The 25,719-nt window shown below is 62.1% G+C and carries 29 protein-coding genes; 12 read left to right on the top strand and 17 right to left on the bottom strand.

Annotation, left to right across the window (positions count from 1 at the left end; all coding sequences use genetic code 11):
• Nucleotides 1–30 precede the first annotated feature (30 nt).
• The 5 genes from IEV38_RS13000 (at nucleotide 31) to IEV38_RS12980 (ending at nucleotide 4,852) form a co-directional block, all read left to right on the top strand.
• The gene (locus IEV38_RS13000; protein ID WP_188396734.1) at nucleotides 31–978 is read left to right on the top strand and encodes a LysR substrate-binding domain-containing protein; all 948 of its coding nucleotides are present in this window, start codon (nucleotides 31–33) and stop codon (nucleotides 976–978) included.
• 46 nt (nucleotides 979–1,024) lie between these two features.
• Nucleotides 1,025–1,885, top strand: a complete 861-nt coding sequence (ubiA, locus tag IEV38_RS12995) for a 4-hydroxybenzoate octaprenyltransferase (protein WP_188396732.1) — start codon at nucleotides 1,025–1,027, stop codon at nucleotides 1,883–1,885.
• Nucleotides 1,886–1,992: 107 nt separating this feature from the next.
• Entirely contained in the window at nucleotides 1,993–2,754 is a 762-nt protein-coding gene (budC, locus tag IEV38_RS12990; RefSeq protein ID WP_188396730.1) for a meso-2,3-butanediol dehydrogenase, read from the top strand.
• Nucleotides 2,755–2,840: 86 nt separating this feature from the next.
• Nucleotides 2,841–4,247, top strand: coding sequence for an MFS transporter (locus IEV38_RS12985; protein WP_188396729.1), 1,407 nt, complete (start codon nucleotides 2,841–2,843; stop codon nucleotides 4,245–4,247).
• Nucleotides 4,248–4,360: 113 nt separating this feature from the next.
• Nucleotides 4,361–4,852: an RcnB family protein gene (locus IEV38_RS12980; protein WP_229729041.1), complete on the top strand. Its 492-nt coding sequence runs from the start codon at nucleotides 4,361–4,363 to the stop codon at nucleotides 4,850–4,852.
• Nucleotides 4,853–4,963: 111 nt separating this feature from the next.
• Here the strand turns inward: IEV38_RS12980 and proC are convergent, their stop codons facing one another.
• Complete coding sequence (proC, locus tag IEV38_RS12975; protein ID WP_188396727.1) at nucleotides 4,964–5,791, bottom strand: pyrroline-5-carboxylate reductase; 828 nt, start codon at nucleotides 5,789–5,791, stop codon at nucleotides 4,964–4,966.
• Nucleotides 5,778–6,485, bottom strand: coding sequence for a YggS family pyridoxal phosphate-dependent enzyme (locus tag IEV38_RS12970; RefSeq protein ID WP_188396725.1), 708 nt, complete (start codon nucleotides 6,483–6,485; stop codon nucleotides 5,778–5,780). Before IEV38_RS12970 ends, proC begins: the two co-directional genes overlap by 14 nt.
• 110 nt (nucleotides 6,486–6,595) lie before the next feature.
• On the opposite strand from IEV38_RS12970, the gene IEV38_RS12965 reads away from it, so the two are divergent.
• The 3 genes from IEV38_RS12965 to IEV38_RS12955 are packed head-to-tail and all read left to right on the top strand — an operon-like array spanning nucleotide 6,596 to nucleotide 9,285.
• A complete protein-coding gene (locus IEV38_RS12965) occupies nucleotides 6,596–7,639 on the top strand; it encodes a type IV pilus twitching motility protein PilT (protein ID WP_188396723.1) in 1,044 nt (347 codons plus the stop codon).
• A gap of 33 nt (nucleotides 7,640–7,672) precedes the next feature.
• Nucleotides 7,673–8,809 carry a PilT/PilU family type 4a pilus ATPase gene (locus IEV38_RS12960; RefSeq protein ID WP_188396721.1) on the top strand — a complete coding sequence of 379 codons (1,137 nt, stop codon included), beginning with the start codon at nucleotides 7,673–7,675 and terminating at the stop codon, nucleotides 8,807–8,809.
• The gene (locus tag IEV38_RS12955; RefSeq protein ID WP_188396719.1) at nucleotides 8,806–9,285 is read left to right on the top strand and encodes a glutathione peroxidase; all 480 of its coding nucleotides are present in this window, start codon (nucleotides 8,806–8,808) and stop codon (nucleotides 9,283–9,285) included. The genes IEV38_RS12960 and IEV38_RS12955 overlap by 4 nt, the downstream gene beginning before the upstream one ends.
• A 40-nt stretch (nucleotides 9,286–9,325) precedes the next feature.
• On the opposite strand, the gene IEV38_RS15320 is transcribed toward IEV38_RS12955, so the two are convergent.
• Genes IEV38_RS15320 through IEV38_RS12940 form a run of 3 tightly spaced genes read right to left on the bottom strand, consistent with a single transcriptional unit; the run spans nucleotide 9,326 to nucleotide 10,689 of the window.
• Entirely contained in the window at nucleotides 9,326–9,799 is a 474-nt protein-coding gene (locus IEV38_RS15320; RefSeq protein ID WP_229729040.1) for a hypothetical protein, read from the bottom strand.
• Complete coding sequence (locus tag IEV38_RS12945) at nucleotides 9,799–10,209, bottom strand: DUF2628 domain-containing protein (protein WP_188396717.1); 411 nt, start codon at nucleotides 10,207–10,209, stop codon at nucleotides 9,799–9,801. The genes IEV38_RS15320 and IEV38_RS12945 overlap by 1 nt, the downstream gene beginning before the upstream one ends.
• A 54-nt stretch (nucleotides 10,210–10,263) precedes the next feature.
• On the bottom strand, nucleotides 10,264–10,689 hold the full coding sequence (locus IEV38_RS12940; protein ID WP_188396715.1) for a hypothetical protein: 426 nt from the start codon (nucleotides 10,687–10,689) through the stop codon (nucleotides 10,264–10,266).
• A gap of 205 nt (nucleotides 10,690–10,894) precedes the next feature.
• Here IEV38_RS12940 and IEV38_RS12935 point away from each other — a divergent pair, with 205 nt between their 5' ends.
• On the top strand, nucleotides 10,895–11,212 hold the full coding sequence (locus tag IEV38_RS12935) for a helix-turn-helix domain-containing protein (RefSeq protein ID WP_188396713.1): 318 nt from the start codon (nucleotides 10,895–10,897) through the stop codon (nucleotides 11,210–11,212).
• Nucleotides 11,213–11,251: 39 nt separating this feature from the next.
• Here IEV38_RS12935 and IEV38_RS12930 read toward each other — a convergent pair whose 3' ends face one another.
• The 8 genes from IEV38_RS12930 to IEV38_RS12895 form a co-directional block, all read right to left on the bottom strand.
• Nucleotides 11,252–11,713, bottom strand: a complete 462-nt coding sequence (locus IEV38_RS12930) for a methyltransferase family protein (protein WP_188396711.1) — start codon at nucleotides 11,711–11,713, stop codon at nucleotides 11,252–11,254.
• Nucleotides 11,714–11,812: 99 nt separating this feature from the next.
• Nucleotides 11,813–12,172, bottom strand: a complete 360-nt coding sequence (locus tag IEV38_RS12925; RefSeq protein WP_188396709.1) for a hypothetical protein — start codon at nucleotides 12,170–12,172, stop codon at nucleotides 11,813–11,815.
• Between the two features lie 90 nt (nucleotides 12,173–12,262).
• The gene (locus tag IEV38_RS12920; RefSeq protein ID WP_188396707.1) at nucleotides 12,263–12,715 is read right to left on the bottom strand and encodes a hypothetical protein; all 453 of its coding nucleotides are present in this window, start codon (nucleotides 12,713–12,715) and stop codon (nucleotides 12,263–12,265) included.
• 4 nt (nucleotides 12,716–12,719) lie between these two features.
• The gene (locus IEV38_RS12915) at nucleotides 12,720–13,166 is read right to left on the bottom strand and encodes an SRPBCC family protein (protein ID WP_188396705.1); all 447 of its coding nucleotides are present in this window, start codon (nucleotides 13,164–13,166) and stop codon (nucleotides 12,720–12,722) included.
• A 263-nt stretch (nucleotides 13,167–13,429) separates the two neighbouring features.
• On the bottom strand, nucleotides 13,430–14,662 hold the full coding sequence (glcF, locus tag IEV38_RS12910) for a glycolate oxidase subunit GlcF (protein WP_188396703.1): 1,233 nt from the start codon (nucleotides 14,660–14,662) through the stop codon (nucleotides 13,430–13,432).
• Between the two features lie 26 nt (nucleotides 14,663–14,688).
• Entirely contained in the window at nucleotides 14,689–15,759 is a 1,071-nt protein-coding gene (gene glcE, locus IEV38_RS12905) for a glycolate oxidase subunit GlcE (RefSeq protein WP_188396701.1), read from the bottom strand.
• Between the two features lie 8 nt (nucleotides 15,760–15,767).
• Nucleotides 15,768–17,210 carry an FAD-linked oxidase C-terminal domain-containing protein gene (locus IEV38_RS12900; RefSeq protein ID WP_188397046.1) on the bottom strand — a complete coding sequence of 481 codons (1,443 nt, stop codon included), beginning with the start codon at nucleotides 17,208–17,210 and terminating at the stop codon, nucleotides 15,768–15,770.
• Nucleotides 17,211–17,436: 226 nt separating this feature from the next.
• Entirely contained in the window at nucleotides 17,437–18,321 is an 885-nt protein-coding gene (locus tag IEV38_RS12895; protein WP_188396699.1) for a LysR substrate-binding domain-containing protein, read from the bottom strand.
• A 166-nt stretch (nucleotides 18,322–18,487) separates the two neighbouring features.
• Here IEV38_RS12895 and IEV38_RS12890 point away from each other — a divergent pair, with 166 nt between their 5' ends.
• On the top strand, nucleotides 18,488–19,042 hold the full coding sequence (locus IEV38_RS12890) for a cob(I)yrinic acid a,c-diamide adenosyltransferase (RefSeq protein ID WP_188396697.1): 555 nt from the start codon (nucleotides 18,488–18,490) through the stop codon (nucleotides 19,040–19,042).
• Nucleotides 19,043–19,314: 272 nt separating this feature from the next.
• Here IEV38_RS12890 and folE2 read toward each other — a convergent pair whose 3' ends face one another.
• The 4 genes from folE2 to IEV38_RS12870 are packed head-to-tail and all read right to left on the bottom strand — an operon-like array spanning nucleotide 19,315 to nucleotide 23,200.
• On the bottom strand, nucleotides 19,315–20,121 hold the full coding sequence (gene folE2, locus IEV38_RS12885) for a GTP cyclohydrolase FolE2 (protein ID WP_188396695.1): 807 nt from the start codon (nucleotides 20,119–20,121) through the stop codon (nucleotides 19,315–19,317).
• Nucleotides 20,122–20,172: 51 nt separating this feature from the next.
• Entirely contained in the window at nucleotides 20,173–22,044 is a 1,872-nt protein-coding gene (dxs, locus tag IEV38_RS12880) for a 1-deoxy-D-xylulose-5-phosphate synthase (RefSeq protein ID WP_188396693.1), read from the bottom strand.
• Nucleotides 22,045–22,046: 2 nt separating this feature from the next.
• On the bottom strand, nucleotides 22,047–22,940 hold the full coding sequence (locus IEV38_RS12875; protein WP_188396691.1) for a polyprenyl synthetase family protein: 894 nt from the start codon (nucleotides 22,938–22,940) through the stop codon (nucleotides 22,047–22,049).
• Nucleotides 22,937–23,200, bottom strand: coding sequence for an exodeoxyribonuclease VII small subunit (locus IEV38_RS12870; RefSeq protein WP_188396689.1), 264 nt, complete (start codon nucleotides 23,198–23,200; stop codon nucleotides 22,937–22,939). Before IEV38_RS12870 ends, IEV38_RS12875 begins: the two co-directional genes overlap by 4 nt.
• 350 nt (nucleotides 23,201–23,550) lie before the next feature.
• Between IEV38_RS12870 and IEV38_RS12865 the strand changes: the two genes are divergently transcribed.
• Together IEV38_RS12865 and IEV38_RS12860 are read left to right on the top strand one after the other, a co-directional pair.
• The gene (locus IEV38_RS12865) at nucleotides 23,551–24,651 is read left to right on the top strand and encodes an aromatic ring-hydroxylating oxygenase subunit alpha (protein ID WP_188396687.1); all 1,101 of its coding nucleotides are present in this window, start codon (nucleotides 23,551–23,553) and stop codon (nucleotides 24,649–24,651) included.
• Nucleotides 24,652–24,744: 93 nt separating this feature from the next.
• Nucleotides 24,745–25,674, top strand: a complete 930-nt coding sequence (locus IEV38_RS12860) for a DMT family transporter (protein ID WP_188396685.1) — start codon at nucleotides 24,745–24,747, stop codon at nucleotides 25,672–25,674.
• The last annotated feature ends 45 nt before the right edge of the window (nucleotides 25,675–25,719 follow it).

Genomic DNA, 25,719 nt, shown 5'->3' with positions numbered 1-25,719 from the left:
TCCAGTTGACTCTTAGGGCATGGACCTGTCATGACGCTCACCGAACTCAAGTACATTGTCGCCGTGGCCCGCGAGAAGCACTTCGGTCATGCCGCGGAAGCCTGCTTCGTCGCGCAGCCGACGCTGTCGGTCGCGATCAAGAAACTGGAAGAGGAACTCGGCGTCACGCTGTTCGAACGCGGCGGCAGCGAAGTATCCACCACGCCGCTGGGCGCGCAGATCGTGGCGCAGGCCGAACGCGTGCTGGAACAGACCGCCGCCATCAAGGAACTCGCCAAGCAGAACAAGGACCCGCTGGTCGGCCCGTTCCGCCTCGGCATCATCTACACCATCGCGCCCTACCTGCTGCCGCCGCTGGTCAAGACGCTGATCGACCGCGTGCCGCAGATGCCGCTGGTGCTGCAGGAGAATTTCACCGTCAAGCTGCTCGAACTGCTGCGCCAGGGCGAGCTCGACGCCATCGTGGTGGCGCTGCCGTTCCCCGACCAGGGACTGGTGGTGCAGCCGGTCTATGACGAACCCTTTGTGGTCGCCGTGCCCGAACATCACGCATGGGCCACGCGCAAGAGCGTCAGCAGCGACGAGCTCAAGTCGGAAACCATGCTCCTGCTCGGCAACGGCCACTGCTTCCGCGACCAGGTGCTCGAGGTCTGCCCCGACGTGGCGCGCTTCTCGACATCCAACGACGGCATCGCGCGCACCTTCGAAGGCTCGTCGCTGGAAACCATCCGCCACATGGTCGCATCCGGCATCGGCATCACGGTGCTGCCGCGCGGCTCGGTGCCCGACATGCAGGCGACCGACGGCATGCTGCGATACATCCCGTTCAGCGATCCGGTGCCGTCGCGCCGCGTCGTCATCGCCTGGCGCAAGAGCTTCACGCGCGGCGCCGCCATCGACGCCGTGCGCGATGCGCTGCTGTCGTGCGAGCTGAACGGCATCACCATGCTGCCGGACGAACCTTCCACCGAAACCTGAATCCCCGGCCGGTCTGCACGATGCAGGCCGCGCAACCTATTTCCGCATGAACCGTCTTCGTCTCTACTTCAAGCTGATCCGCCTCGACAAACCCATCGGCATCCTGCTGCTGCTGTGGCCGACGCTGTGGGCGCTGTGGATGGCATCGGACGGCCAGCCCGACTGGCGACTGGTCCTCATCTTCACGCTCGGCACCGTGCTCATGCGCTCGGCCGGCTGCGCGATCAACGATTACGCCGACCGCGATTTCGACAGGCACGTCAAACGCACGGTGGACCGTCCGATCACCAGCGGCCAGCTGCCGGCGCGCGAGGCGCTGGTGGTGGCGGCCGTACTGGCGCTGCTGGCCTTCGTGCTGATCCTGCCGCTGAATGCGCTGACGCTGCAGATGTCGGTGGCGGCCGTGATCATCGCCGGCACCTATCCCTACTTCAAGCGCTTCTTCGCGATCCCGCAGGCCTATCTCGGCATCGCCTTCGGCTTCGGCATCCCGATGGGCTTCGCCGCCGTGCAGAACGGCGTGCCGGCCGCGGCCTGGTGGCTGCTGATCGCCAATGTGTTCTGGGCCATCGCTTACGATACCGAGTACGCGATGGTGGACCGCGACGACGACCTCAAGCTCGGCATGAAGACCTCGGCCATCACCTTCGGCCGTTTCGACGTGGCCGCCGTCATGTTCTGCTATGCGGCCAGCTTCGGCATCATCTTCGCGGTCGGCTGGCTGGAGTTCTGCCTGCGCGGCTGGTTCGCCGCCGGCATGCTGGTGGCGTGCGCCTGCGCGCTGCACCACTACTTCCTGATCCGCGAGCGCACGCGCGAAGGCTGCTTCAAGGCGTTTCGCTACAACAACTGGCTGGGCGCTGCCATCTTCGGCGGCGTGCTGCTCGATTACCTGGCACGCACCTGAAGCGCGTGTGAGACGGCGCACACGGCACGCGCAAAAACCCCGCCCGGCCTGAACCAAACCCGCGCCTGGCGATCACTCCAGTCTCACCCTTTTTCAAGGAGACTGCGATGCAACGATTCCATGACAAGGTAGTGGTCGTGACCGGCGCCGGTTCCGGCATCGGCGAGGCGACCGCGCGGCGTTTCTGCGAAGAAGGAGCGCGCGTGGTGCTGGCCGGGCGCACCGCGGCCAAGCTGGAAAAGGTGGCGGCCTCGCTGCCCTCCGGCCGCGCCGCGGTCAAGCCGACCGACGTTTCCGTCAACCAGCAGGTCGAGGACCTGATCGCGTTTGCCGTGCAAAAATTCGGCCGGCTCGACGTCCTCGTCAACGACGCCGGCACCTTTGCCGAGGGCAAGGCGACCGAGCTTTCGATCGAGGAATGGCATCGCGTGCAGGCCACCAATTCGGACGGCGTGTTCTACGGCGCGCGCTCCGCGCTGCCGCATCTGGAAAAGAGCAAGGGCTGCATCGTCAACGTGGCCTCGGTGTCGGGGCTCGGCGGCGACTGGGGCATGACCGCCTACAACGCGTCCAAGGGCGCGGTCGTCAACCTGACGCGCGTGCTGGCGCTCGACTACGCGGCCAGCGGCGTGCGCATCAATGCCGTGTGCCCGACCTTCACGCTGACCGACATGACGGCCGACATGCAGCAGGACCCGGAACTGATCAGGAAATTCGAGGAGCGCATCCCGCTCGGCCGCGCCGCGCAACCGGCCGAGATCGCCGCCGTCATCGCCTTCCTCGCGAGCGAGGATGCGGGCTTCGTCACCGGCGTGAACATGCCGGTGGATGGCGGGCTGACGGCGTCCAACGGCCAGCCGAAGATGTAACCGGCAGCCGCGCGCCGCTTCACGTATGCTGGCGGCATGGGCCGGACAGGGTGCCGCCCTCTCTTTTTCATCACTCCACACGGTCCATGGACAGTCAGGCTGTCAAACGTTATCTGCCCTGGGTAGTCGCAATCGCGCTATTCATGGAGCACCTGAACACCACCATCCTCAACACGGCGGTGCCGTCGATCGCCCACAGCCTCGGCGTCACGCCGCTGAGCCTGAAGGCGGTCGTCAGCAGCTACGTATTGAGCCTGGCGGTCTGCATTCCCGTCAGCGGCTGGATGGCCGACCGCTTTGGCACGCGGCGCGTGTTCGGCGCGGCGGTCGGGCTGTTCACCTTCTCGTGCATCCTGTGCGGGCTCGCGTGGAACGTGCCGATGCTGGTGGCGGCGCGCATCCTGCAGGGCGTGGGCGCGGCCATGATGCTGCCGGTCGGGCGCCTCGCCATCGTGCGCACCTTTCCCAAGTCGGAACTGCTGGCGGCGATGAACTTCGTCATCATCCCGGCGCTGATCGGCCCGCTGCTGGGGCCGACCGTCGGCGGCCTGATCGTGCACTGGCTGCCGTGGCAGACCGTGTTCCTCGTGAACGTGCCGGTCGGGCTCGCGGCGCTGTGGATGATCCGGCGCCACATGCCCGACTATCGCGTGGACAATCCAAAGCCGCTGGACGTGGTCGGCCTCGCCCTGTTCGGCAGCGGCATCGCGCTGCTGTCGTGGGTGCTGGAAATCTTTGGCGAGCACTATCTCGACGCGACCTCGATCGGCATCCTGCTCGCGCTGTCGTTGTGCCTGCTGGCCGCCTATGGCTGGCACGCGCGCCATCATCTGTATCCGCTGCTGCAGCTGGCGCTGTTCCGCACGCGCACCTTCCGCGTCGCCGTCGCGGGCGGCTTCGTCACGCGCCTGGGCCTGGGCGGCCTTCCGTTCCTGCTGCCGCTGTTCTACCAGCTCGGTCTGGGCTTTCCGGCCTGGCAATCGGGCCTGCTGATGATGCCGGCGGCGGCCGCCGCGATGTTCATGAAGATCATCTCGATCCGCGTACTGCGGCAGTTCGGCTACCGCACGGTACTGATCGTCAACACCGTCATGATCGGCCTGACCATCAGCCTGTTCGCGACGGTCGATGCGGACACGGCCATCGGCTGGATCGTCGCCATCGGACTGGCGCAGGGCTTCTTCAACTCGCTGCAGTTCTCGAGCATGAATTCGATGGCATACGCCGATGTCGGCGTCGATGAAGCGAGCATGGCCAGCACCATCGCCAGTTCGATGCAGCAGTTGTCGGTCAGCTTCGGCCTCGCGTTCGCCTCCATCGTCGCCGCCTGGTACCTGGGCGACCTGCCGCAATCGGATCGCGCTGCCGTGACCGTGGCGCTGCACCATGCCTTCCTGACGCTGGGCGGCCTGACGATTTTGTCGTCGCTGTCGTTCTGGTCACTACGTCAGCATGATGGCGACAACGTCAGTCGCGGCACCACCGCAGTCTGAAAACCTCCTGACACGCGCCTTCGCTTTCACTCGAAGAACTTCTCGCTTTGCAGAAACAATTTGTAACGCCGCTTACCGGATGACACTGGACGTCATCAGCAGCGAGGAGTGTAATGCGTTCCAGTCTCGCAATTTCTTGCAGCATGACGACAGGCAATTGTGAATGCACTACCTTCAAGGAGAAGAAAATGAAGAACAGGACAGTGATCGCATCTTTTCTGGCATTGAGCGTTGCGCTCAGCGGCACATCCTTTGCACAGCCGCGGCCCGACACTCACAACGACAATCATCGGAAATCGAAGCAGGAACAGCGCCACGACAAGCGTCATGACAGTCGCAATGAACATAGAAACGATCGCCAACAACAGAACCGCAAGCCTCATGTGCAAAAAAAGCAGAACCGTGGTGCAGGCCCGCATCACGAATTTCATCGCGGCGGACACCTGCCACACGAATATCGTCACCACCAGTACGTCGTCAACGACTGGCGCAACCATCACCTGAGCGCTCCTCCGCGCGGCTATCACTGGGTACAGACCGGCACCGACTATGTGCTGATCGCCATTGCGACCGGCATCATCGCGCAAGTCGTGCTGGGCAACTGATCTGCGAGACCTTGTCGCCGCCAATATTCATGTACAAAAAGCCTTCTGACATTGCGTTCAGAAGGCTTTTTTCTGGAAGTGACTGACTGGATTGTTTGCGCTGCTTCCTGCTCAGGCCTTTCCGAACTCGTCGCCCAATTCCCTTCCCCTTGCTGCCGCAGCCTTCATTGCCTTGACGATCGCTTCCCTGACGCCGCTTTCCTCCATGCTGGTCAGCGCGGCGTAAGTGGTACCACCCTTGGATGTCACGCGCTCGCGCAGCACGGACACCGGATCGCTCGACTGTGCCGCCAGTTGCGCTGCACCGGTGAAGGTCGCGATCGCCAGCGCATTGCCCTGTTCGGCCGACAACCCCATTTCCTGCGCGGCCTGCTGCATCGCTTCGAGAAAATAGAACACGTAGGCCGGACCGCTGCCGGACACGGCGGTGACCGGATCGATCAGTGCTTCGTCGTCCAGCCATACCGTCTCGCCGACCGCATGCAGGATCGCATCGGCAACCGCGCGCTGCGCCTGGCTGACGCCGGCCGTCGCCACCATGCCGGTCACGCCCTTGCCGATCAGCGCCGGCGTATTGGGCATGGTGCGCACGATGGCCTGATGGCCGCCGAGCCAGCGCGACAGGTCGGCCGCGCGGATGCCGGCGGCAATCGACAGCACCAGCTGCGAACCGACATGCGGCGCCAGTTGCGCAGCCACTTCCTTCATCTGCTGCGGCTTGACCGCCAGCACGATCACGTCGCTGCCGGCCACCGCCGCATCGATGGCCTGTGCCGTCGACACGCCGAACTTCTGCTGCAGGCGCTGCAGCGTCTCGGCATGCAGATCGACGACGTGAATGTTGGCGCCCGCCGTCAGCTTGCCGGCGAGGCCGCCAATGAGCGCGGCCGCCATGTTGCCGCCGCCGATGAAACCGATCTTCAGATTATTGTTTTGCATAGTCTCTTGCTCCAAAAATGGCCGAGCCGATCCGGACGATGGTCGCGCCTTCCGCCACCGCCGCTTCCAGATCGCCCGACATGCCCATCGACAGGGTATCGAGCCGCAGGCCCTGTTCGTTCAGGCGATCGAACAACGCGCGCAACTGCCGGAACGGCGCGCGCTGCAAAGCGGGATCGTCCTGCGGTTCCGGGATCGCCATCAGCCCGCGCAGGCGGATGCGCGGCAGCGCGGCGATGCGCGGTGCGGCATCCAGTGCCTCGTCGGGCGTCATGCCGCTCTTGCTCTGCTCGCCGCTAATGTTGACCTGCAGGCAGATGTCGAGCGGCGGCAGCTGCGCGGGCCGCTGGTCGGACAGGCGCTGCGCGATCTTTTCGCGGTCGACCGAATGCACCCAGTCGAAATGCTCGGCGATGGGCCGCGTCTTGTTGCTCTGGATCGGTCCGATGAAATGCCAGGCAAGCGCCAGGTCGGGACGCGCCGCCTGCACCTCCGTCATCTTCGCCAGCGCTTCCTGCAGATAGTTCTCGCCGAAGGCACGCTGCCCGGTGTCGGCCGCCGCCAGCACCTCCTGCGCGCCGAAGGTCTTGGACACGGCCAGCAGCGTCACCTCGTCCGCACGCCGTTGCGCTTTGTCTGCAACCGCCGCGATTTGTTGGCGCACGGCTTGCAAGTTCTGGGAAATTACGGACATAATCAAAGTTCTTTACGGCAACATTTTTCCGATTTTGCAATTCGGCCGCCCTGCTTCATCACGGCGCCTCGTGGGTATTTTTCTCATTCAGGCAGGCTCAGGGATTATAAATGGACATTTCCGAATTACTCGCCTTCTCGGTCAAGAACAAGGCATCCGATCTGCACCTGTCCGCCGGCCTGCCGCCGATGATCCGCGTCAATGGCGATGTACGCCGCATCAATCTGCCGCCGATGGAGCACAAGGACGTGCACGGCATGATCTACGACATCATGAACGACGGTCAGCGCAAGGCGTACGAGGAGCGCCTCGAGGTTGACTTCTCCTTCTCCATTCCCGGCCTTGCCCGCTTCCGTGTCAATGCCTTCAATCAGGATCGCGGCGCCGCCGCCGTATTGCGCACCATCCCGTCCCGCATTCTCAGCCTCGAAGAACTGAACGCGCCCAAGATATTTGCGGAACTGGCGCTCAAGCCGCGCGGACTGGTGCTGGTGACCGGCCCGACCGGTTCCGGCAAGTCGACCACGCTGGCGGCAATGGTCAATCACGTCAATGACAACGAGTACGCGCACATTCTGACGATCGAGGACCCGATCGAATTCGTGCACGATTCCAAGAAATGCCTGATCAATCAGCGCGAGGTCGGCCCGCACACGCACTCGTTCGAGAACGCTCTGCGCTCGGCGCTGCGCGAAGATCCGGACGTGGTGCTGGTCGGCGAACTGCGCGATCTCGAAACCATCCGCCTCGCGCTGTCGGCGGCGGAAACCGGCCATCTCGTGTTCGGCACGCTGCACACCTCGTCGGCCGCCAAGACCATCGACCGTATCATCGATGTCTTTCCCGGCGATGAAAAGGAAATGGTGCGCGCCATGCTGTCGGAATCGCTGCAGGCCGTCATCTCGCAAACCCTGCTCAAGACCAAGGACGGCAGCGGCCGCGTCGCCGCGCACGAGATCATGCTCGGCACACCGGCTATCCGCAACCTGATTCGCGAAGCAAAGATCGCGCAGATGTATTCGGCGATCCAGACCGGCGCCAACGTTGGCATGCAGACGCTAGACAGCAACCTGACCGACCTGGTGCGCCGCAACGTGATTTCGAGTGCGACCGCGCGCTCGGCGGCAAAGACGCCGGAAAATTTCCCAGGATAATTTCTGCCGTAGTCACTCCGAAAGAGGAACAGCATGGAACGCGACCAGGCCACCAAATTCATGTACGACCTGCTGCGCCTCATGCTCAGCAAGAACGGCTCCGATCTTTTCATCACGGCCGACTTCCCGCCTGCCTTCAAGATCGACGGCAAGATGACGCAGGTGTCGAACCAGCCGCTGACCGCGCAGCACACGATCGAGCTTGCGCGCGCCATCATGAGCGACAAGCAGGCCGCCGAATTCGAAGCCACGCGCGAATGCAACTTCGCGATCAACCCCGGCAATATCGGCCGCTTCCGCGTCTCCGCCTTCGTGCAGCAGGGCAAGGTCGGCATGGTGCTGCGGACCATCACGACCACGATTCCCAAACTCGAAGACCTCGGCGTACCCGAGACGCTGAAGGACATCGTGATGACCAAGCGCGGCCTCGTCATCATGGTCGGCGCCACCGGTTCCGGCAAATCGACGACCCTGGCCGGCATGCTCGGCTACCGCAACGAAAACAGCTACGGCCACATCATCACGATCGAGGACCCGGTCGAGTACGTGCATCCGCACAAGAACTGCGTCATTACCCAGCGCGAGATCGGCGTCGATACCGAAGACTGGGGCATCGCACTGAAGAACACGCTGCGCCAGGCGCCTGACGTGATCTTCATCGGTGAAATCCGCGACCGCGAGACGATGGACTTCGCCATTGCCTTCGCCGAGACCGGCCATCTGTGCCTGGCGACCATGCACGCCAACAGTTCCAACCAGGCGCTGGACCGTATCGTCAACTTCTTCCCCGAGGAACGCCGCCAGCAACTGCTGATGGATCTGTCGCTGAACCTGAAAGCCATGATCTCTCAGCGCCTGATTCCGCTCAAGGACACCAAGGGCCGCTGCGTCGCCGTGGAGATCATGCTGAACTCGCCGCTGATCTCGGACCTGATCTTCAAGGGCGACGTGCACGAGATCAAGGAGATCATGAAGAAGTCGCGCGAGCTCGGCATGCAGACCTTCGACCAGGCGCTGTTCGACCTCTACGAGGCCGGCAAGATCAGCTACGAGGATGCGCTGCGCAATGCCGATTCGGTCAACGACCTGCGGCTTTCCATCAAGCTGCATGGCAAGGATGCGCAATCGCGCGACCTGACCAAGGGCACCGAACATCTGGGGATCGTGTGAGCGCGCTGTATGACTTTACCGCCACCGCGCTGACCGGCGCACCGGTGCCGCTGTCGCAGTATCGCGGCAAGGTTCTGCTGATCGTCAATACCGCCAGCGAATGCGGCTTCACGCCGCAATACCGGCAACTGCAGGAACTGCATCAGCAATTCCAAGCTCGGGGCTTTGAAGTACTCGGCTTTCCGTGCAACCAGTTCGGCCGGCAGGAGCCGGGCGATGCCGACGCCATCGGCACCTTTTGCGAACGCAATTACGGCGTGACGTTCCCGCTGTTCGCCAAGATCGAGGTCAACGGCAAGGACGCCGATCCCCTGTTCAAATGGCTCAAGCACGAAGCACCGGGCTTGCTTGGCAGCGAAGGAATCAAGTGGAACTTCACCAAGTTCCTCGTGGATCGAGAAGGAAAGGTCGTGAAGCGCTATGCGCCGCAGACCACGCCGCAAAGTTTGCTAGGCGATATAGAAAAATTGTTCTAATGGCTATCGCGTTGTTCTTTTACTGCGCGATTGTCGGCATTCATCTCGATGGATTATGAGCATTTCTCTCATACTTTGCCGCGTCAAACATGGACCAGAGATGGACAATCCATCCCAAGAGAAGAGTCCATGAAACCAAGGCCAATCCAATATGCCACATGGCCGTACTATTTCGCCGTTGAAGCCATTGACCGAGGCCAGGAACAAACAGGCTGCATATGGCCCGTGTAAGCACTTCGGAGTCTCCTTTAGGCTGAGCAAGCCGATGTGCGATATACATATCATCCTTAATTGAGGCGACAAGAAGCTGCAGATAGACGGCCTTCGCCTTGTCCTCATTCCCACCAGCCTCAATTACCGCCTTTCCCATAAGGCCATTCCTAACTGCGCCAGTACGAAACTCTTCTAAAGCGATTTCATGTGCTGCTTCATCAATCTTGCGCTCGAAGACCGCACGATCCTTCAAGATTTTTGTTGGGTCAACCATATCTCTTTTTTGATTGCCTATTACCATTAAACGCTGCGATGGGACTGGCTTCCTTTAACCATAGAAATAGCGTCTTCCTTGCTGCGCGCTTCTAAAGTTCTCTTTAGCTGATATCCGTTTTTCAGTAGCCGCTTTCGCTTCCATGCATTTCCAAATGCGCCAAATATTATGCGTACCGATAGTGCTGCAAGCGCCACTAGCCCGCCTATGATCCGTGTTGTCTGCGCATAGCTTCCAGACGCATCTTGCTGAACTCTCTCTGTAGCAGACATGAGCATCTGCAAAATAATCTCGACAGGCAGTAGCAGTAAACCGACAAGCCATAGCTGCATGCAAAGAGCCCAAACTGATCCAAAGAAAAATCCTGGCCAGGACCAGCCGTTCTTGATGACCCTGAATTGACTATCGCTTCCTTCATATACATTGAAAGACGTCACTCACATCTCCAATTTTCGCTATGGTTGCCCGCGGATTGCGGCCCGGCTCATTTTCTAGTAATTGGATCGGCAGTTCACGTAGATGCCATTCTGAATACATCTGGTCTGATATCCACCAGGAGGTGTAATCGGCGTGACTTGTGGCGCGGTATATTGCGGCACCTGTTGGATTTGCTGTCCAACCCGCTGCCAAGCTTCCCCCGTTTGCTGAAGCTGCTGGTTAAGTTGCTGCATCTGAATTTGCTGATTCTGGACATGCATTTGATACATCTGCAATTCCTCATACGTCATTGCATCTCTGTATCCAGTTTCCACTCCCTTCTTGTCCATACACATGACTCTCCGGTACGAAAGAGATCGAACGCGCACGCAACTGGAATCTCCAGCCATATAGTAGTGGCCATTAAAAAAATTCGGCGCAGCAGTGGTGGCACAGCCGGTAAGCAGCAGTACGCATACCAACGTGACGATATATTTCATTACTCCCCTCTTGCGTTCATGGACACCTATGACCAGCCATACTCCGCACCATTGGAATCTCCAATGTTCCCAGGCTGTTTGGACCGAAGAGTTCCTCAACAAACAATCACCCAGGAATTGCAACAACGAAACAATACTACGATATACGTAGTATCTGTACAAGACAAAAATTACGATTCTCGTAGCTCCATGTTTCGGAGCATATATGAGCAATCCAAATGCCATTCTGGCAAAGAGGTTGAAAGAAGCGAGACTTTCTGTGGGACTTTCCCAAAAACAGCTAGGAATTCAGGCCGGTCTGGACGAGTTCGTGGCAAGCACCAGGATCAATCGCTACGAACTCGGTGTGCACAAGGCGGATTACACAATTGCACAAAAACTGGCGCGTGTTCTGCAGGTTCCAACAAGCTTTTTTTACGAAGAGAATGACCAGATTGCCGAAATCGCGGTCATTGCCTATCGCCTGTCATCAAGACAGCAAAAAGATTTGCTCAAGGAGCTAAAAACCAAATTTGCAAAATAGAAGAATGGCATTCCTGGTGTTCCTGATGGCCGAACGTCATCAAATCCAGCGCCGCGTCCTGTCCTTGTATGCCACGTACGCGTCGCCGAATTTCTCGGCAAGCACGCGCTCCTCGGGAAGGATCTGGAAACGGGTCACGTAGGCCACGAAGGCGATCGGCCCAATCCAGACCGCGAACGAATCGAGCCTGATTGCATAGGCGACCAGCAGCAGGAGCAGGCTCAGATACATCGGATTGCGCGACCAGCGGAAGATGCCGCTGGTGACCAGCTGCGAAGCGCGGCGCGGATCGAGCGGATTGATGGTGGTACGCGCATGCCAGAAGCAGGCCATCGCCACCAGTGCAATCACGCCACTGATCTGAGCCAGGCCGACGCCGATCTGCATCCGGGTCGGCGTAGGGTCGATCAGGATGCTGGCCGAATACGCGTACCACTTCGTCAGTATGCCGATGATGAGGGCGACTACCGGCGCAGGGATTTTCGTATCAAGAGTTCTCATGTTCTTGAGGTTGGAGTTAATGTGGGATCCACCTGCCCTGAGTAAGTCAGACCGACGGCTTGGCAGAAGCATAACGCATCAGGCCCGCAAGATCGACTGTCATTGCTGTCGGCATGGCACAACCTTCGCCTCCGGCGCGCTGTTCAGCAAGGCAAACCCCAGGTCCTGCGCCCGCTGCAAGTCGCCGGCGTCGATCTCGGCGATGGCGATGCGTCCGTCTCCCGCGCCGCACATCGCCACACGCATCAGGCCATCCACGCCACAGGAAGCATCGATCACGCGGATGCCTGCATCCTTCAGTCCGCGCAAGGCAGACGCGAGATCGACATCGGCAGCGCTGCATTGGGTCGTTCCGAAGGACTGGAATACACGCACGACAGACTGCACGTCGGTTTTCTGTGGCACACCGCATGCACTCAGGCAGACGGCGGATGCAAACACGGCCAGGCTATTTTTCATGGCGTTCATTCGAATAGAGGAGGAAGGATTAAAAGGAACACATCGTCAGGTGCCAACACGAGACGACGGCCATGGATGAATGCGATGCGGTCATGGTCGCTGGTACCAGGCTTCCAGCCCCGGACTGTCATTACCGCCCTGGACCGTCCTGCAGCTCACACGATAATAGTTGCCGCCATCGGCCCCCAGGCTGCATGCCATGCGGATCACGGGTTCGGCATCGTAGCGGACGACGAGCGTCCTGATCCTGTCGACGCCGCAACTCTCCATCCACGCTTCTCCATGCACGGTCCTGCCTTGCACGGTGCGCGCGAGCGTATAGACTTCCCTGCCATGATCGAGGGCGAGCGTGCCGGTGTAAGCATGACCGGTGCGCACATCCCTGCCAACGATGTCGTAGCTGCCGTTCAGTCCCGCCGGAAATTCCGGGTCCATCGGCATGCGTTCACAGAAGCCCGCCGCATGCGCGCCCAACGAGTGACCGACAAGGCTCATCGCCAACAGCCATCCTGTCGCCGTCACCATACCTGCATGTCTCTGCATGCGTTCACTCCGGGATGTTTGGTTCGACGAGGTTGGCCAGCTGCACCAGAGACTCCTGCCAGCCCAGACAGCACATCTCGGCGGGAATGACCTCCGGAATTCCGCTCTGTTCGATATGCAGTTCCGTGCCGCACGATACCGCCGTCAACACCACCGTCACGTGCATTTCTCCCAGCAAGTTCGGGTCTTCGAATCTGTCCGTATAACGGATGCGCTCGTTGGCGACCAGTTCGAGATACTCGCCGCCGAAGGCATGCGCATTCCCGCTATTGAAATTGGAAAACGACATGCGGAAGGTGCCGCCGACCTTCGCCTCAAGATGATGCACCTTGCAGGTGAAACCATATGGCGGCAGCCATTTCGCCATCGCATCGGCATCCAGAAACGCTCGATACACGCGTTCCGGCGGCGCACGCAGCACCCGATGAAAACGCACAGTGCCAGCAGACATGAGTCATCCCCTCAATATGAACACGTGATGATGAAGCGGGCGCCACGCCAACTCGTGCGGCACCTGCCTGTGGGAAGGACATCATCATAGGGCGATGAAATTGTGCGCGTCAACGAAACCGCACCGTGTATCCGGGGAGCAAGAATCCAGGCTGCGCATGGAACGCAGCGCGCCTGGATGCGGAGGATGTTGAATGGAACGGTCAGCTCATCGAGCTGATCCGCTGTCATTGATGGCCGTCAGCCATCAATGCGCTAGAGGATTCAATGCACGGCCATCAGCGCATCGTCGATCAGCTCGATCCAGTGCCGCACCGGCTTTTGCGTGCCGGCCTGCAAATGCGTGAGGCAGCCGATGTTGGCCGAGACGATGGTGTCGGCACCCGTCGCTTCGAGATTGGCGATCTTGCGGTCGCGCAACTGGTGCGACAGTTCGGGCTGCAGCACCGAGTAGGTACCGGCCGAGCCGCAGCACAGGTGGCTGTCCTGACACAGCTGTACATCGACGCCGACCGCGCGCAATACACCTTCGACCTTGCCGCGAATCTGCTGGCCGTGCTGCAGCGTGCACGGCGGATGCCATGCGACGCGCTGGTCGATTTTTCCGGCCAGCCGCGCGGCGAGTTCCTGCTCGAACTCCGGCAGGATTTCGCTGAGGTCCTTGGTCAGTTCCGAGACGCGCTGCGCCTTCTCCGCGTAGGCAGGATCGTGCGCGAGCAGGTAACCGTAATCCTTGACCATGGCACCGCAACCGGAGGCGGTCATGACGATGGCTTCCGCCCCCGCCTCGATCGCTGGCCACCAGGCATCGATGTTGCGACGCATGTCGTCGAGCGCGCCATCGTGGTCGTTCAGGTGATGGCGGATCGCGCCGCAGCAACCGGCCTTCTGCGCCACCAGCAGCTGCACTTCCAGCGCATCGAACACGCGCGCGGTGGCGGCATTGATGTTGGGCGCCATTGCCGGCTGCACGCAGCCGTCGAGCAGCAGCATGGTGCGCGCATGCGTGCGCTGCGGCCATATGCCGGACTTCTGGCGCGGCGGCACTTTTTCGCGCAGCGCAGCCGGCAGCAGCGGCCGCACCAGTTGCCCGGCCTTCAGCGCCGGCGTGAACACGTGCTTGCGCGGCAGCAGCTCGCGCAGCGCGGCACGTTTGAGTTTCTGCGCCGGCGTATAGGCAACGCGGTCGGACACTACCTTGCGGCCGATGTCGATCAGGCGGCCGTACTGCACGCCGGATGGACAGGTGGTTTCGCAATTGCGGCAGGTCAGGCAACGGTCCAGGTGCTGCTGCGTCTTGGCGGTCGGCTCCTTGCCTTCCAGCACCTGCTTGATCAGATAAATGCGGCCGCGCGGACCATCGAGTTCGTCGCCGAGCAGTTGATAGGTCGGACAGGTCGCCGTGCAGAATCCGCAGTGCACGCAAGTGCGCAGGATGGCATCGGCCTCCTTGCCTTCGCGCGTGTCCCGGATGAAATCGGCCAGATTGGTTTGCATTGTTCTCTATTGATTTCCGTGAGCAATCAGAAGCCGTCGTACATGCGGCCGGGATTGAAGATACCGGCCGGGTCGAAGCTTTGCTTGAGATTACGGTGTATACGCTCGACGGCAGGCGCCAGCGGATGGAACACCTGTCCCGTGCGGTCGCCGCCACGGAACAGCGTGGCGTGGCCGCCGACGGCGCTGGCGACACTGCGGATTTCCTGCGCCGCTTCTGCCGACGCATCATGTGTGCGCAGCCAGCGCTGCGCGCCGCCCCATTCGATCAACTGCTCGCCGGCCAAGGCCAGCGGCGGCGTGGTCGACGGCACGGACAGGCGCCACAACACCGGCGCCTGCGCGAAGAAATCGTTGCTCTGCTCGCGCATGGCGATCCAGAAGGTGTCGGCATCGTGCATCTCGTCGCCGCCGATGAAGTCGCGCGCGGCCGCGATCGCCGCCTGCGCGCCCGACAGGCGCACTGCCAGCACGCCATCGCACCAGGCGCTGGCGGAAATCGGCAAGGGTTGGCCGCCCCACTCGTTGAGACGGCGAATTGCCTCCGCCTCGTTCAATGCGAGCCGCACGCTGGTTTCGGCATATGGCCTGGGCAAGACCTTGAGCGACACGTCGAGCAGCAGGCCCAGCGTGCCGAGTGAACCCGCCAGCATGCGCGAGACGTCGTAGCCGGCCACGTTCTTCATGACCTGGCCGCCGAAGTGCAGCACCTCGCCCCTGCCATTCATGAGGCTGGCGCCGAGCACGAAGTCGCGTACCGCGCCGACCGCCGCGCGGCGCGGACCGGCCAGGCCGGTTGCGACCATGCCGCCGACGGTGGCGCCCGCGCCGAAATGCGGTGGCTCGAAGGCCAGTGTCTGGTTGCGTTGCGCAAGCACCGCTTCGACTTCGGTCAGCGGCGTGCCACTGCAGACGGTGATGACCAGCTCGGTCGGATCGTAGCTGACGATGCCGCTGCAGCCGCGCGTGTCGAGCACATCACCGACCGGCTCGCGGCCGTACCAGTCCTTGCTGCCGCCGCCGCGTATGCACAACGCCTGCCCTTGGGCGGAGGCGTCGAGGATGCGCTCGCGGAACAGATCGAGTTGCTTTTCCATGTCTCTCCTCAGAAGCGCGGCAGATCGGCGAATTTGAGCGCGCCGCGCTTGACGTGCATGCGGCCGTACTCGGCGCAGCGCTGCAGCGTCGGAATCGCCTTGGTCGGATTGAGCAGCATGGGCGGATCGAAGGCCGCCTTGACGCCAAGGAAGGCATCCATCTCCTCGCGCGAGAACTGCACGCACATCTGGTTGATCTTCTCTAGGCCCACGCCGTGCTCGCCGGTGATGCTGCCGCCGAATTCCACGCACATCTCGAGAATCTCGGCGCCGAATGCCTCGGCGCGATGGAATTCGCCTTCCTGGTTCGCATCGAACAGGATCAGCGGATGCAGATTGCCGTCGCCGGCGTGGAACACGTTGGCGCAGCGCAGCCCGTACTTCTGCTCCATGTTCTGGATGCCGAGCAGCACATCGGCCAGCGCGCGGCGCGGGATGGTGCCATCGATGCAGTAATAGTCGGGCGAGATGCGGCCCGCCGCCGGAAACGCATTCTTGCGGCCGGACCAGAAGCGCAGGCGTTCGGCCTCGTCGCGCGACACCGCAATCGCGGTCGCGCCCGACTGTTCGAGCACTGCCGTCATGCGCGCGATTTCCTCATCGACCTCTTCCGGAATGCCGTCGGATTCGCACAGCAGGATCGCTTCGGCGTCGATGTCGTAGCCGGCCTTGACGAAGGGCTCGACCATGCGCGAAGACGTCTTGTCCATCATCTCGAGTCCGGCCGGAATGATGCCGGCCGCGATCACGCCGGCCACCGCGTTGCCGCCCTTGACCACGTCGTCGAACGACGCCAGGATCACGCGCGCCTGGCGCGGCTTGGGAATCAGGCGCACAGTGACTTCGGTGACCACACCGAGCATGCCTTCGGAACCGACGAACACCGCCAGCAGATCGAGTCCCGGCGCATCGAGCGCATTGCTGCCGAGCTCGACCACGTCGCCCTCGATGGTCACCATGCGCACGCGCATCACGTTGTGCACGGTCAGGCCGTATTTCAGACAGTGCACGCCGCCCGAATTCTCGGCGACGTTGCCGCCGATGCTGCAGGCGATCTGGGACGAAGGATCCGGCGCGTAGTAGAGGCCGTGCGGCGCGGCCGCTTCGGAAATCGCGAGATTGCGCACGCCCGGCTGCACCACGGCGGTCCGCGCGTAGGGATCGACGTTGACGATGCGGCTCATGCGCGCGGTGGAAAGCACCACGCCATCGGCGATCGGCAGCGCGCCGCCCGACAGGCCGGTGCCGGCACCGCGCGGCACGATGCGTACCTTGAGCGCGTTGCAGATCTTCAGGACCGCGACCACCTGCTCCTCGCTGTCCGGCAGCACCACCACCATCGGCAGCTGCGCGAATGCCGACAGGCCGTCGCATTCATAGGGACGCGTATCTTCCGCGTCGAACAGCACGGCACGTTCCGGCAACACCGCGCGCAAGGCGTTGACGACCATGCGCTGATGCTCCGCTGTATAGGCGACCGCTGTCTCCTCCACGTGACAATCTCCGATGATGAAAATGAACGGCTCGCGTTTGTCGCGAGCAAAGGGGAAGTGTAACGAAATGGCCGCGGCATCGCGAGACCGCAAGGCCGGATTTCACTGAAAGCTTTGCCATTGCCGGGTGAAAATTATTCAATCCCCGGCAATGGCTTGCTGCATCAACGTTTCAGGACAGGCGCTACTTATTGAAGCGCGCCATCATCCAGTTGAGCATGGCATCCACTTCGGGCCGGTCGCGCACGCCGCGCTCATAGACAAGATAGTAGGCATGTTGCGGCGTTGCCAGTGCGATATCGAACAGTTGCACGATATCGCCGCGGGCGATCATCTCGCTGGCGAAATGACGGCGCGTCAACGCCACGCCGTAACCGTGGCGCACCGCTTCCAGCAGCAGGCCGAGGTCGTCGATGCGCAAACCCTGCGACGGTTCGGGCCAGTCGAGACCGGCCGCCTCGAACCACGGCTGCCACGGTTCGAGCGCCGAGCGCAGCAACTGCGCCTTCTTCATGTCGGCCGGCGTGTCGATGCCGCCGATGCTGGCGAGGTAGGCCGGACTCACCACCGGAAACACCGGCTCCTCGAACAGCTTCTCGGTCACCAGGTCCGGATACTTGCCGACGCCGAAGCGCACCTCGATATCGGTCTCCGACAGGCTCATGTCGTACAGCGGCACCGACAGGAAGGTTTCGATCGTCACGTCCGGATGCTGCGACGTGAACTCGGTGATGTTCGGCAGGAACAAGTAGCGCGCAAAGGTCGGCGGCACCGTGATCTTGATGCGCGGCTGCGCCGGGTTGTGGCGATGCGGCAGCGGAAAGTCCGCCAACGAGCGCAGGGCGTCGCGCACCACGTCCAGATAACGGCGACCGAATTCGGTCAGGCTCACGCTGCGGCCGTCGCGCAGGAACAGGCGCTCGCCGACGAATTCCTCGAGCAGGCGGATGCGGTGCGAAAAGGCGGAAGGCGTGATGCACAGCTCTTCCGCAGCGACGGCAAACGAACCGTGACGCGCGGCCGCCTCGAAGGCGGAAAGCGCATGCACGGGTGGAAGTCGGATGGCCATGTACGTTATTGGAATGCGGCTGGTAGGGAATGGAGCATTCTACCGTTTTGCCGCCTTCCCTGCCGCCTTCCGCGCCCGTCCGCGACGCAAATGAGAGGTCTTCGCATCCGCCGCGGCGCTTTTGCCGTATGCTCGTGCCTTTCCACCGTTTTCGAGGACATTTTCGATGGGCAACCGGCTTTCCAAGATCGCCACCCGCACCGGCGACCAGGGCACCACCGGCCTCGGCGACGGCAGCCGCGTCGGCAAGGATGCGCTGCGCATCCACGCCATGGGCGAAGTCGATGAACTCAATTCGCATCTCGGCCTGCTGCTGTGCGAACCGCTGCCCGATGCCCTGCGCGAGGAACTCGTGACGGTCCAGCACGACCTGTTCGACCTCGGCGGCGAACTCTGCATTCCGGGCTACACGCTGATCGCCGAAGCGCACGTGCTGCGGCTGGACGAACTGCTCGGCAAATACAACGCCGAACTGCCGCCGCTCAAGGAATTCATCCTCCCCGCCGGCTCGCGCGCCGCCGCCCAGGCGCACATCTGCCGCACCGTGTGCCGCCGCGCCGAACGCAGCATCGTCGCGCTTGGCAAAGCGGAAACGATCAATGACGCGCCGCGGCAGTACATGAACCGGCTGTCGGATCTGCTGTTCGTGCTGGCGCGGGTGTTGAACCGGTTTGCGGGTGGCGGGGATGTGTTATGGGAACGGGATCGCAGCAGGAATTGAGCTGTGCGCTGTCATTTCCACGTAAAGCCAAGCGACTCTCTTCTACCTCTCCTCTTACCGCGCCCCTCCGTCATTCCCGCACAGGCGGGAATCCAGAGCGGCCCGCCGACGACTGCCAAGGCCATAAAAACGAAGGTTTGCCTTGATACTCCGTATGGATTCCCGCCTGCGCGGGAATGACGGTGAAAAAGCGTACGAATTCAGCAAAGCGTCTGCATCAATGAAAAATGCCGCTCATCGAGCGGCATTTTCTTTTTAAAGGCAAACGCCACTTACTCCGCCCGCTTGTCCTTCTCGATCAACGCATACGCCGAGTGATTGTGAATCGACTCGAAGTTCTCCGCCTCGAGCGTATAGGCCACCACTGCCGGCTCATTGTTGAGCATGACGGCCACGTCGCGCACCAGGTCTTCGACGAACTTCGGATTCTCGTAGGCGCGTTCGGTCACGTATTTCTCGTCCGGGCGCTTGAGCAGGCCCCACAGTTCGCATGATGCCTGCGCCTCGATTTTCGCGATCAGGTCGTCCACCACGACATCGCCGTCCATCACCGCCTGCACCGTGATGTGCGAGCGCTGGTTGTGCGCGCCGTAGGCGGAAATCTTCTTCGAGCACGGGCACAGACTGGTGACCGGCACCAGCACCTTCAGCGTGATCTCGGTCTTGCCGTTGCGGTGATCGGCGATCAGGCCGACCTCGTAATCCATCAGGCTCTGCACGCCGGAGACCGGCGCGGTCTTGTTGATGAAGTACGGAAAGCTGACCTCGATGCGGCCGGCATCGGCCTCGAGCAGCGCCAGCATGCGGCGCATCAGATCGCTGAACACGGCGACGTCGAACGGCGCATGGCTATCCTCGAGCAGCGCGATGAAGCGCGACATGTGCGTGCCCTTTTCCTGCTCGTTCAGATGCACGTACATGTTCCAGGTGCCGACCGAGGGCTGCGTGCCCGTAGCGGTCCTGACCGTGATCGGATAGCGCACGCCCTTGACGCCGACGCGCTGGATGGAAATGCGGCGGGTGTCCGGCGTGCTTTGCACGTCGGGAAGAGCGTTGATGCCGGGGTCGCGAGTATTCATCACTAAACCTGTAAAGTAGGCGACCCACCCTGCGGCATGTCGCGCGAACTGCTATTGCTTGTTGTTGACCACCAGACGTGGTTCACCCTTGTCGAAACGCTGACGGATGGACGCTTCGATGCCCTTGGCATCGAGACCGCACATGGCCAGCAGCTGCGCGGCGTCGCCATGATCGATAAATTGGTCCGGCAAGCCCAGATTCAACAGCGGCTTGACGATGCCTTCGGCGGCCAGCGCCTCGGCCACCGCTGCGCCGGCACCGCCCATCAGGCAGCCTTCCTCGACCGTGACCAGCGCATCGTGCGTTTCTGCCAACTTGCGCACGAGCTCCATGTCGAGCGGCTTGATGAAGCGCATGTTGACCACCGTCGCATCCAGCGCCTCGCCGGCCGCGACGCTCGGCGCCACCATGGTGCCGAACGCGAGGATCGCGACGCCCTTGCCTTCGCGGCGGACCTCGCCGGTGCCGAGCGCAATGGTGTCGAGATCGTTGCCGACCTTGGCGCCCACGCCGCCGCCGCGCGGATAACGCACCGCAGCAGGCCCATTGTATTGGAAACCGGTCGAGAGCATGCGCCGGCACTCGTTTTCGTCCGATGCGGCCATGACGATCATGTTCGGAATGCAACGCAGGAAGGCGATGTCGTAGTTGCCGGCGTGTGTGGCGCCGTCGGCGCCGACCAGGCCCGAACGGTCGAGCGCGAAGGTCACGTCGAGATTCTGCAGGGCAACGTCGTGGATCAGTTGATCGTAGGCACGCTGCAGGAAGGTCGAGTAGATCGCGACCACGGGCTTGAGTCCTTCGCAGGCCATGCCGCCGGCGAAGGTCACGGCATGCTGTTCGGCAATGCCGACGTCGTGGTAGCGGTCCGGGAAGCGGCGTTCGAACTCGACCATGCCCGAGCCTTCGCGCATGGCGGGCGTAATGCCGATCAGGCGCTGGTCGGCCGCCGCCATGTCGCACAACCAGTCGCCGAAGACGCTGGTGTAGGTGACCTTTTTCGCGGCAGCCGGCTTGATGCCTTCGGCCGGATCGAACTTGCCGGGGCCGTGGTAGAGCACGGGATCGGCTTCGGCCAGCTTGTAGCCCTGGCCCTTGCGCGTGACCACATGCAGGAATTGCGGGCCTTTCAGGTGCTTGATGTTTTCCAGCGTGGGAATCAGCGAATCGAGATCGTGGCCGTCGATCGGGCCGATGTAGTTGAAGCCGAATTCCTCGAACATGGTGGCCGGCACGATCATGCCCTTCGCATGTTCCTCGAAGCGCCGCGCGAGTTCGCGCACCGGCGCCGGCAGCACGCTCTTGCCGACGTTCTTGGCAGCCGCGTAGAACTGACCCGACATCAGACGCGCCAGGTAGCGGTTCAATGCACCGACCGGCGGCGAGATCGACATGTCGTTGTCGTTGAGCACCACCAGCAGATTGCAGTCATCGTGGATGCCGGCGTTGTTCATCGCCTCGAACGCCATGCCGGCCGTCATCGCACCGTCGCCGATCACGGCGATCGCGTGGCGGTCCTCGCCCTTGGCCTTGGCGGCAAGCGCCATGCCGAGCGCGGCCGAGATCGAGGTTGACGAGTGCGCGGTGCCGAAGGTGTCATAAATGCTTTCGGCGCGGCGCGGAAAACCCGAGATGCCGTCGAGCTGGCGCAGCGTGTGCATCTGGTCGCGGCGGCCCGTCAGGATCTTGTGCGGATAGGTCTGGTGGCCGACGTCCCACACGATGCGGTCTTCCGGCGTATTGAACACGCAGTGCAGCGCGATCGTCAGTTCCACCGTGCCGAGGTTGGACGACAGGTGACCGCCGGTCTGCGCCACGGATTCCAGCACGAAGGCGCGCAGCTCGTCGGCCAGCTGCTTGAGCTGGGCGCGCGAGAGCTGACGAATGTCGGCCGGATCGTTGATTGTCTGAAGCAAATCCATACTTATGCCTTCCGCTGCACGATCAGGTCCGCGAGTTCACGCAAGCGCCGTGCCTTGTCTCCGAATTGTTCCAGCGCGCGATGCGCGTCGCTGCGCAAGGTCTCCGCCAGCGCCTTCGACTGCTCGAGTCCGAGTATCGAAACGTAGGTCGGCTTGTTGTCTGCCGCATCCTTGCCGGCGGTCTTGCCGAGCGTGGCGGAATCCGCGGTCGCGTCGAGCACGTCGTCAACCACCTGGAACGCAAGGCCGACGGCCGCTGCATACGCATCGAGCGCGGCCAGTTCGTCCTCGCTCAGTTCCTTGCCCGCCATCGCGCCCAGCAGCACCGATGCGCGCAGCAATGCGCCGGTCTTCAGGCGATGCATCTGCTCGAGCTGTTCGAGCGACAGCGCAATGCCCACGCTCGCCAGGTCGATCGCCTGCCCGCCGCACATGCCGCGCGAGCCCGATGCCTGCGCCAGCAGGCGCACCATCGCCAGTTGCCGCTGCGGCGCCAGTGCGCCGTCGGCCAGAATCTCGAATGCCTGCGACTGCAGCGCATCGCCGACCAGCAGCGCGGTGGCTTCGTCGTATTTCACGTGCACGGTCGGCTTGCCGCGGCGCAAGGCGTCGTCGTCCATGCAGGGCATGTCGTCGTGCACCAGCGAATACGCGTGAATCATTTCGACCGCGGCGGCAGCGCGCGCCAGTTCCGCCGCATCGGCATCGAACAGCGCGCCGGCCGCATGCACCAGCAAGGGGCGCACGCGCTTGCCGCCGTCGAGCACCGCGTAATGCATGGCATCGTGCAGACCTGCCGGCAACGCATCGGCAGCCGGCAGATGCCGCAGCAGCGCCTGCTCCATCCGCGCCTGGATCGCTTTCGTCCAATCCGTGAACGACAGGGCAGCCATCATTGTTCTTCCCCGCGTGCTGCATCTGCCGCATCGCCCTCGAACGGCTTGAGCAGATCGCCTTCCAGCACCTTGACCTGGTTTTCCACTTTTTCGAGTTGGGCAGCGCAGAACTTCACGAGTTCGGAGCCGCGCTTGTAGGCGGCGACCGAAGCCTCCAGCGGCAGCTCGCCTGCTTCCATGCGCGCCACCAGTTGTTCGAGTTCTGCCATGGCTTCCTCGAAGGACGCAGGCAGTGCAACCGCGGGTAGTTTCTTGGACATAACGATGGGGAAAAGGTTTAGCCCGCTATTTTAGTGCATCCCCCCGCCCGCATGCAGCGCAAACGCAGACCGGCACAACGCCACCCGCGATTTTTGATGAAAAACGGCTTGAAAAACCCATCCCGGGCGGCACTTGCGGAACAGCGCCGTGCAAAAACCGGCGCCACGGCATTTCCTTTTTGCAAAGCCCTCGAATTTCAAGCTGCGCAAGGGTTTCCGGGCTGGTCCGCATGGAACTCTGGGTTATAATTGCCAGTTCTGTCCAAAATTGCCTCATCATTTCGTTTGATTCAAGGTTTTTGCGGATTCTTTCTCTCTTAGGTTGGTGAAAATTAATTTGGGGGTAGGGGATGTCCGATCTGGCTAATCTCGCCAAACTCGTGCGCTCGAACGCGCAGCTTCCGGTCAATGTCTATTTCGACAACGCACTGCTGAAGCAGGAAATCCAGCAGCTTTTCCGCAAGGGTCCGCAATACGCGGGCCACGAACTCATGGTGCCGAACGTTGGCGACTATGCCACGCTGGCCTGGGAGAACGACGGCCGCATGCTGGTGCGCAACGCGCAGGGCATCGAACTGCTGTCCAACGTCTGCCGCCATCGCCAGGCCAAGATGTTCATGGGCCGCGGCAATGCCAACACGCTGGTGTGCCCGCTGCACCGCTGGACCTACGATCTGAAGGGTGAACTGATCGGCGCGCCGCACTTCGGCGAAACGCCGTGCCTGAACCTGTCCAAGACCGCGCTGCAGAACTGGAACGGCCTGCTGTTCGAGCAGAACGGCGTGGATGTCGCCGGCATCCTGAACAAGCTCAGCGTGACCAAAGACCTCGACTTCAGCGGCTACATGCTCGACCACGTCGAAGTGCACGACTGCGACTACAACTGGAAGACCTTCATCGAGGTCTATCTCGAGGATTACCACGTCGAGCCCTTCCATCCGGGCCTCGGCAGCTTCGTCACCTGCGACGACCTGCGCTGGGAATTCGGCGAGCACTACAGCGTGCAGACGGTCGGCGTGAATCACGCACTGGCCAAGTACGGCACGCCCAAGTACCGCAAGTGGCAAGAACAGATCCTCAAGTTCCGCAACGGCGAGCAGCCGGAGTTCGGCGCGATCTGGCTGACCATCTATCCCAACATCATGGTCGAGTGGTATCCGCACGTGCTGGTCGTCTCGACACTGTGGCCGGACGGTCCGCAAAAGACGAAGAACGTGGTGGAGTTCTACTATCCCGAAGAGATCGTGCTGTTCGAGCGCGAGTTCGTGGACGCCGAGCGCGCCGCCTACATGGAAACCTGCGATGAGGACGACGAGATCGCACTGCGCATGGACGCTGGCCGCAAGATCCTGCTCGACCGCGGCGTCAACGAAGTCGGTCCGTACCAGTCGCCGATGGAAGACGGCATGCAGCACTTCCACGAGTGGTACCGACGCCACATCGAGGTTTGATGCATAATCGCCAGACCGGCCGGATGACCTCCGGCCGGTTTTGTTTTTGCCGTCCCGTTTGTTTTTTCTTCCCCTCTTCTTTCCTGTCTCGCCATGCAATCGCTCTGGATGCTGTTCGCCACCCTCATGTTTTCCATCATGGGCGTGTGCGTCAAGCTCGCATCCGACACCTACTCGGTGGCCGAGATCATCATGTACCGCGGCTTCATCGGCGTGCTCTTCATCTACGTGCTGATCCTGCAGCAGGGCGGCACGCTCAAGACCGCGTTCTTCTGGGCGCACCTGTGGCGCTGCGCGGTCGGCGTGACGGCGCTGTGGCTGTGGTTCATCGCGATCGGCCTGCTGCCGCTCGCCACCGCGATGACGCTCAACTACATGGCGCCGATCTGGATTTCCGGCATCCTGTTCCTCGCCGCATGGCGCAGCGGCAAGCGGCGCTTCGAATGGGGACTGGTCAGTGCCATCGTCGCCAGCTTCGTCGGCGTGACGCTGCTGCTGCGCCCGTCCATTCACCAGGATCAGTTGCTGGGCGGACTGATCGGCGTCGGCTCCGGTTTCCTGTCGGCGCTCGCCTATCTGCAGGTGCGTTCCCTGGGCCAGCGCGGGGAACCCGAGTCGCGCGTCGTGTTCTACTTTTCACTGACGGGATTTCTGGCGGGCGTCGCGGGCTGCCTGTTCGGGTCCGGCCTGCACGGCGAGCCGATTGCGCTGCTGCGGTCGCATTCGGCCTACGGCCTGTCGCTGCTGCTCGGCATCGGCGTGCTGGCCGCGGTGGCGCAGATCGCGATGACGCGCGCGTATCGCCTCGGCAACACGCTGGTGACGGCCAATCTGCAATACACGGGCATCGTGTTTTCGAGCCTGTGGGGCATCCTGATCTGGAGCGACGTGCTGGGTCTGCTCGGCTGGTCCGGCATTGCGATCATCCTCGTCAGCGGGCTGGTGGCGACGTTCTACAATATCCGCAACACGCGGCCGGGCAAGACCGTGCCGCCGGCCGATCCGATCGCCACCGAAATCTGATCCATCCATCCGATCCGCGCGTTCCATGCGAACGCGCAAGCAAAG

This window comes from Oxalicibacterium flavum, from assembly GCF_014635065.1.
Lineage (GTDB): Bacteria > Pseudomonadota > Gammaproteobacteria > Burkholderiales > Burkholderiaceae_D > Oxalicibacterium > Oxalicibacterium flavum.
Note: the sequence above shows the minus strand (reverse complement) of the source record. Positions and strands in the feature narration are given on the sequence as shown.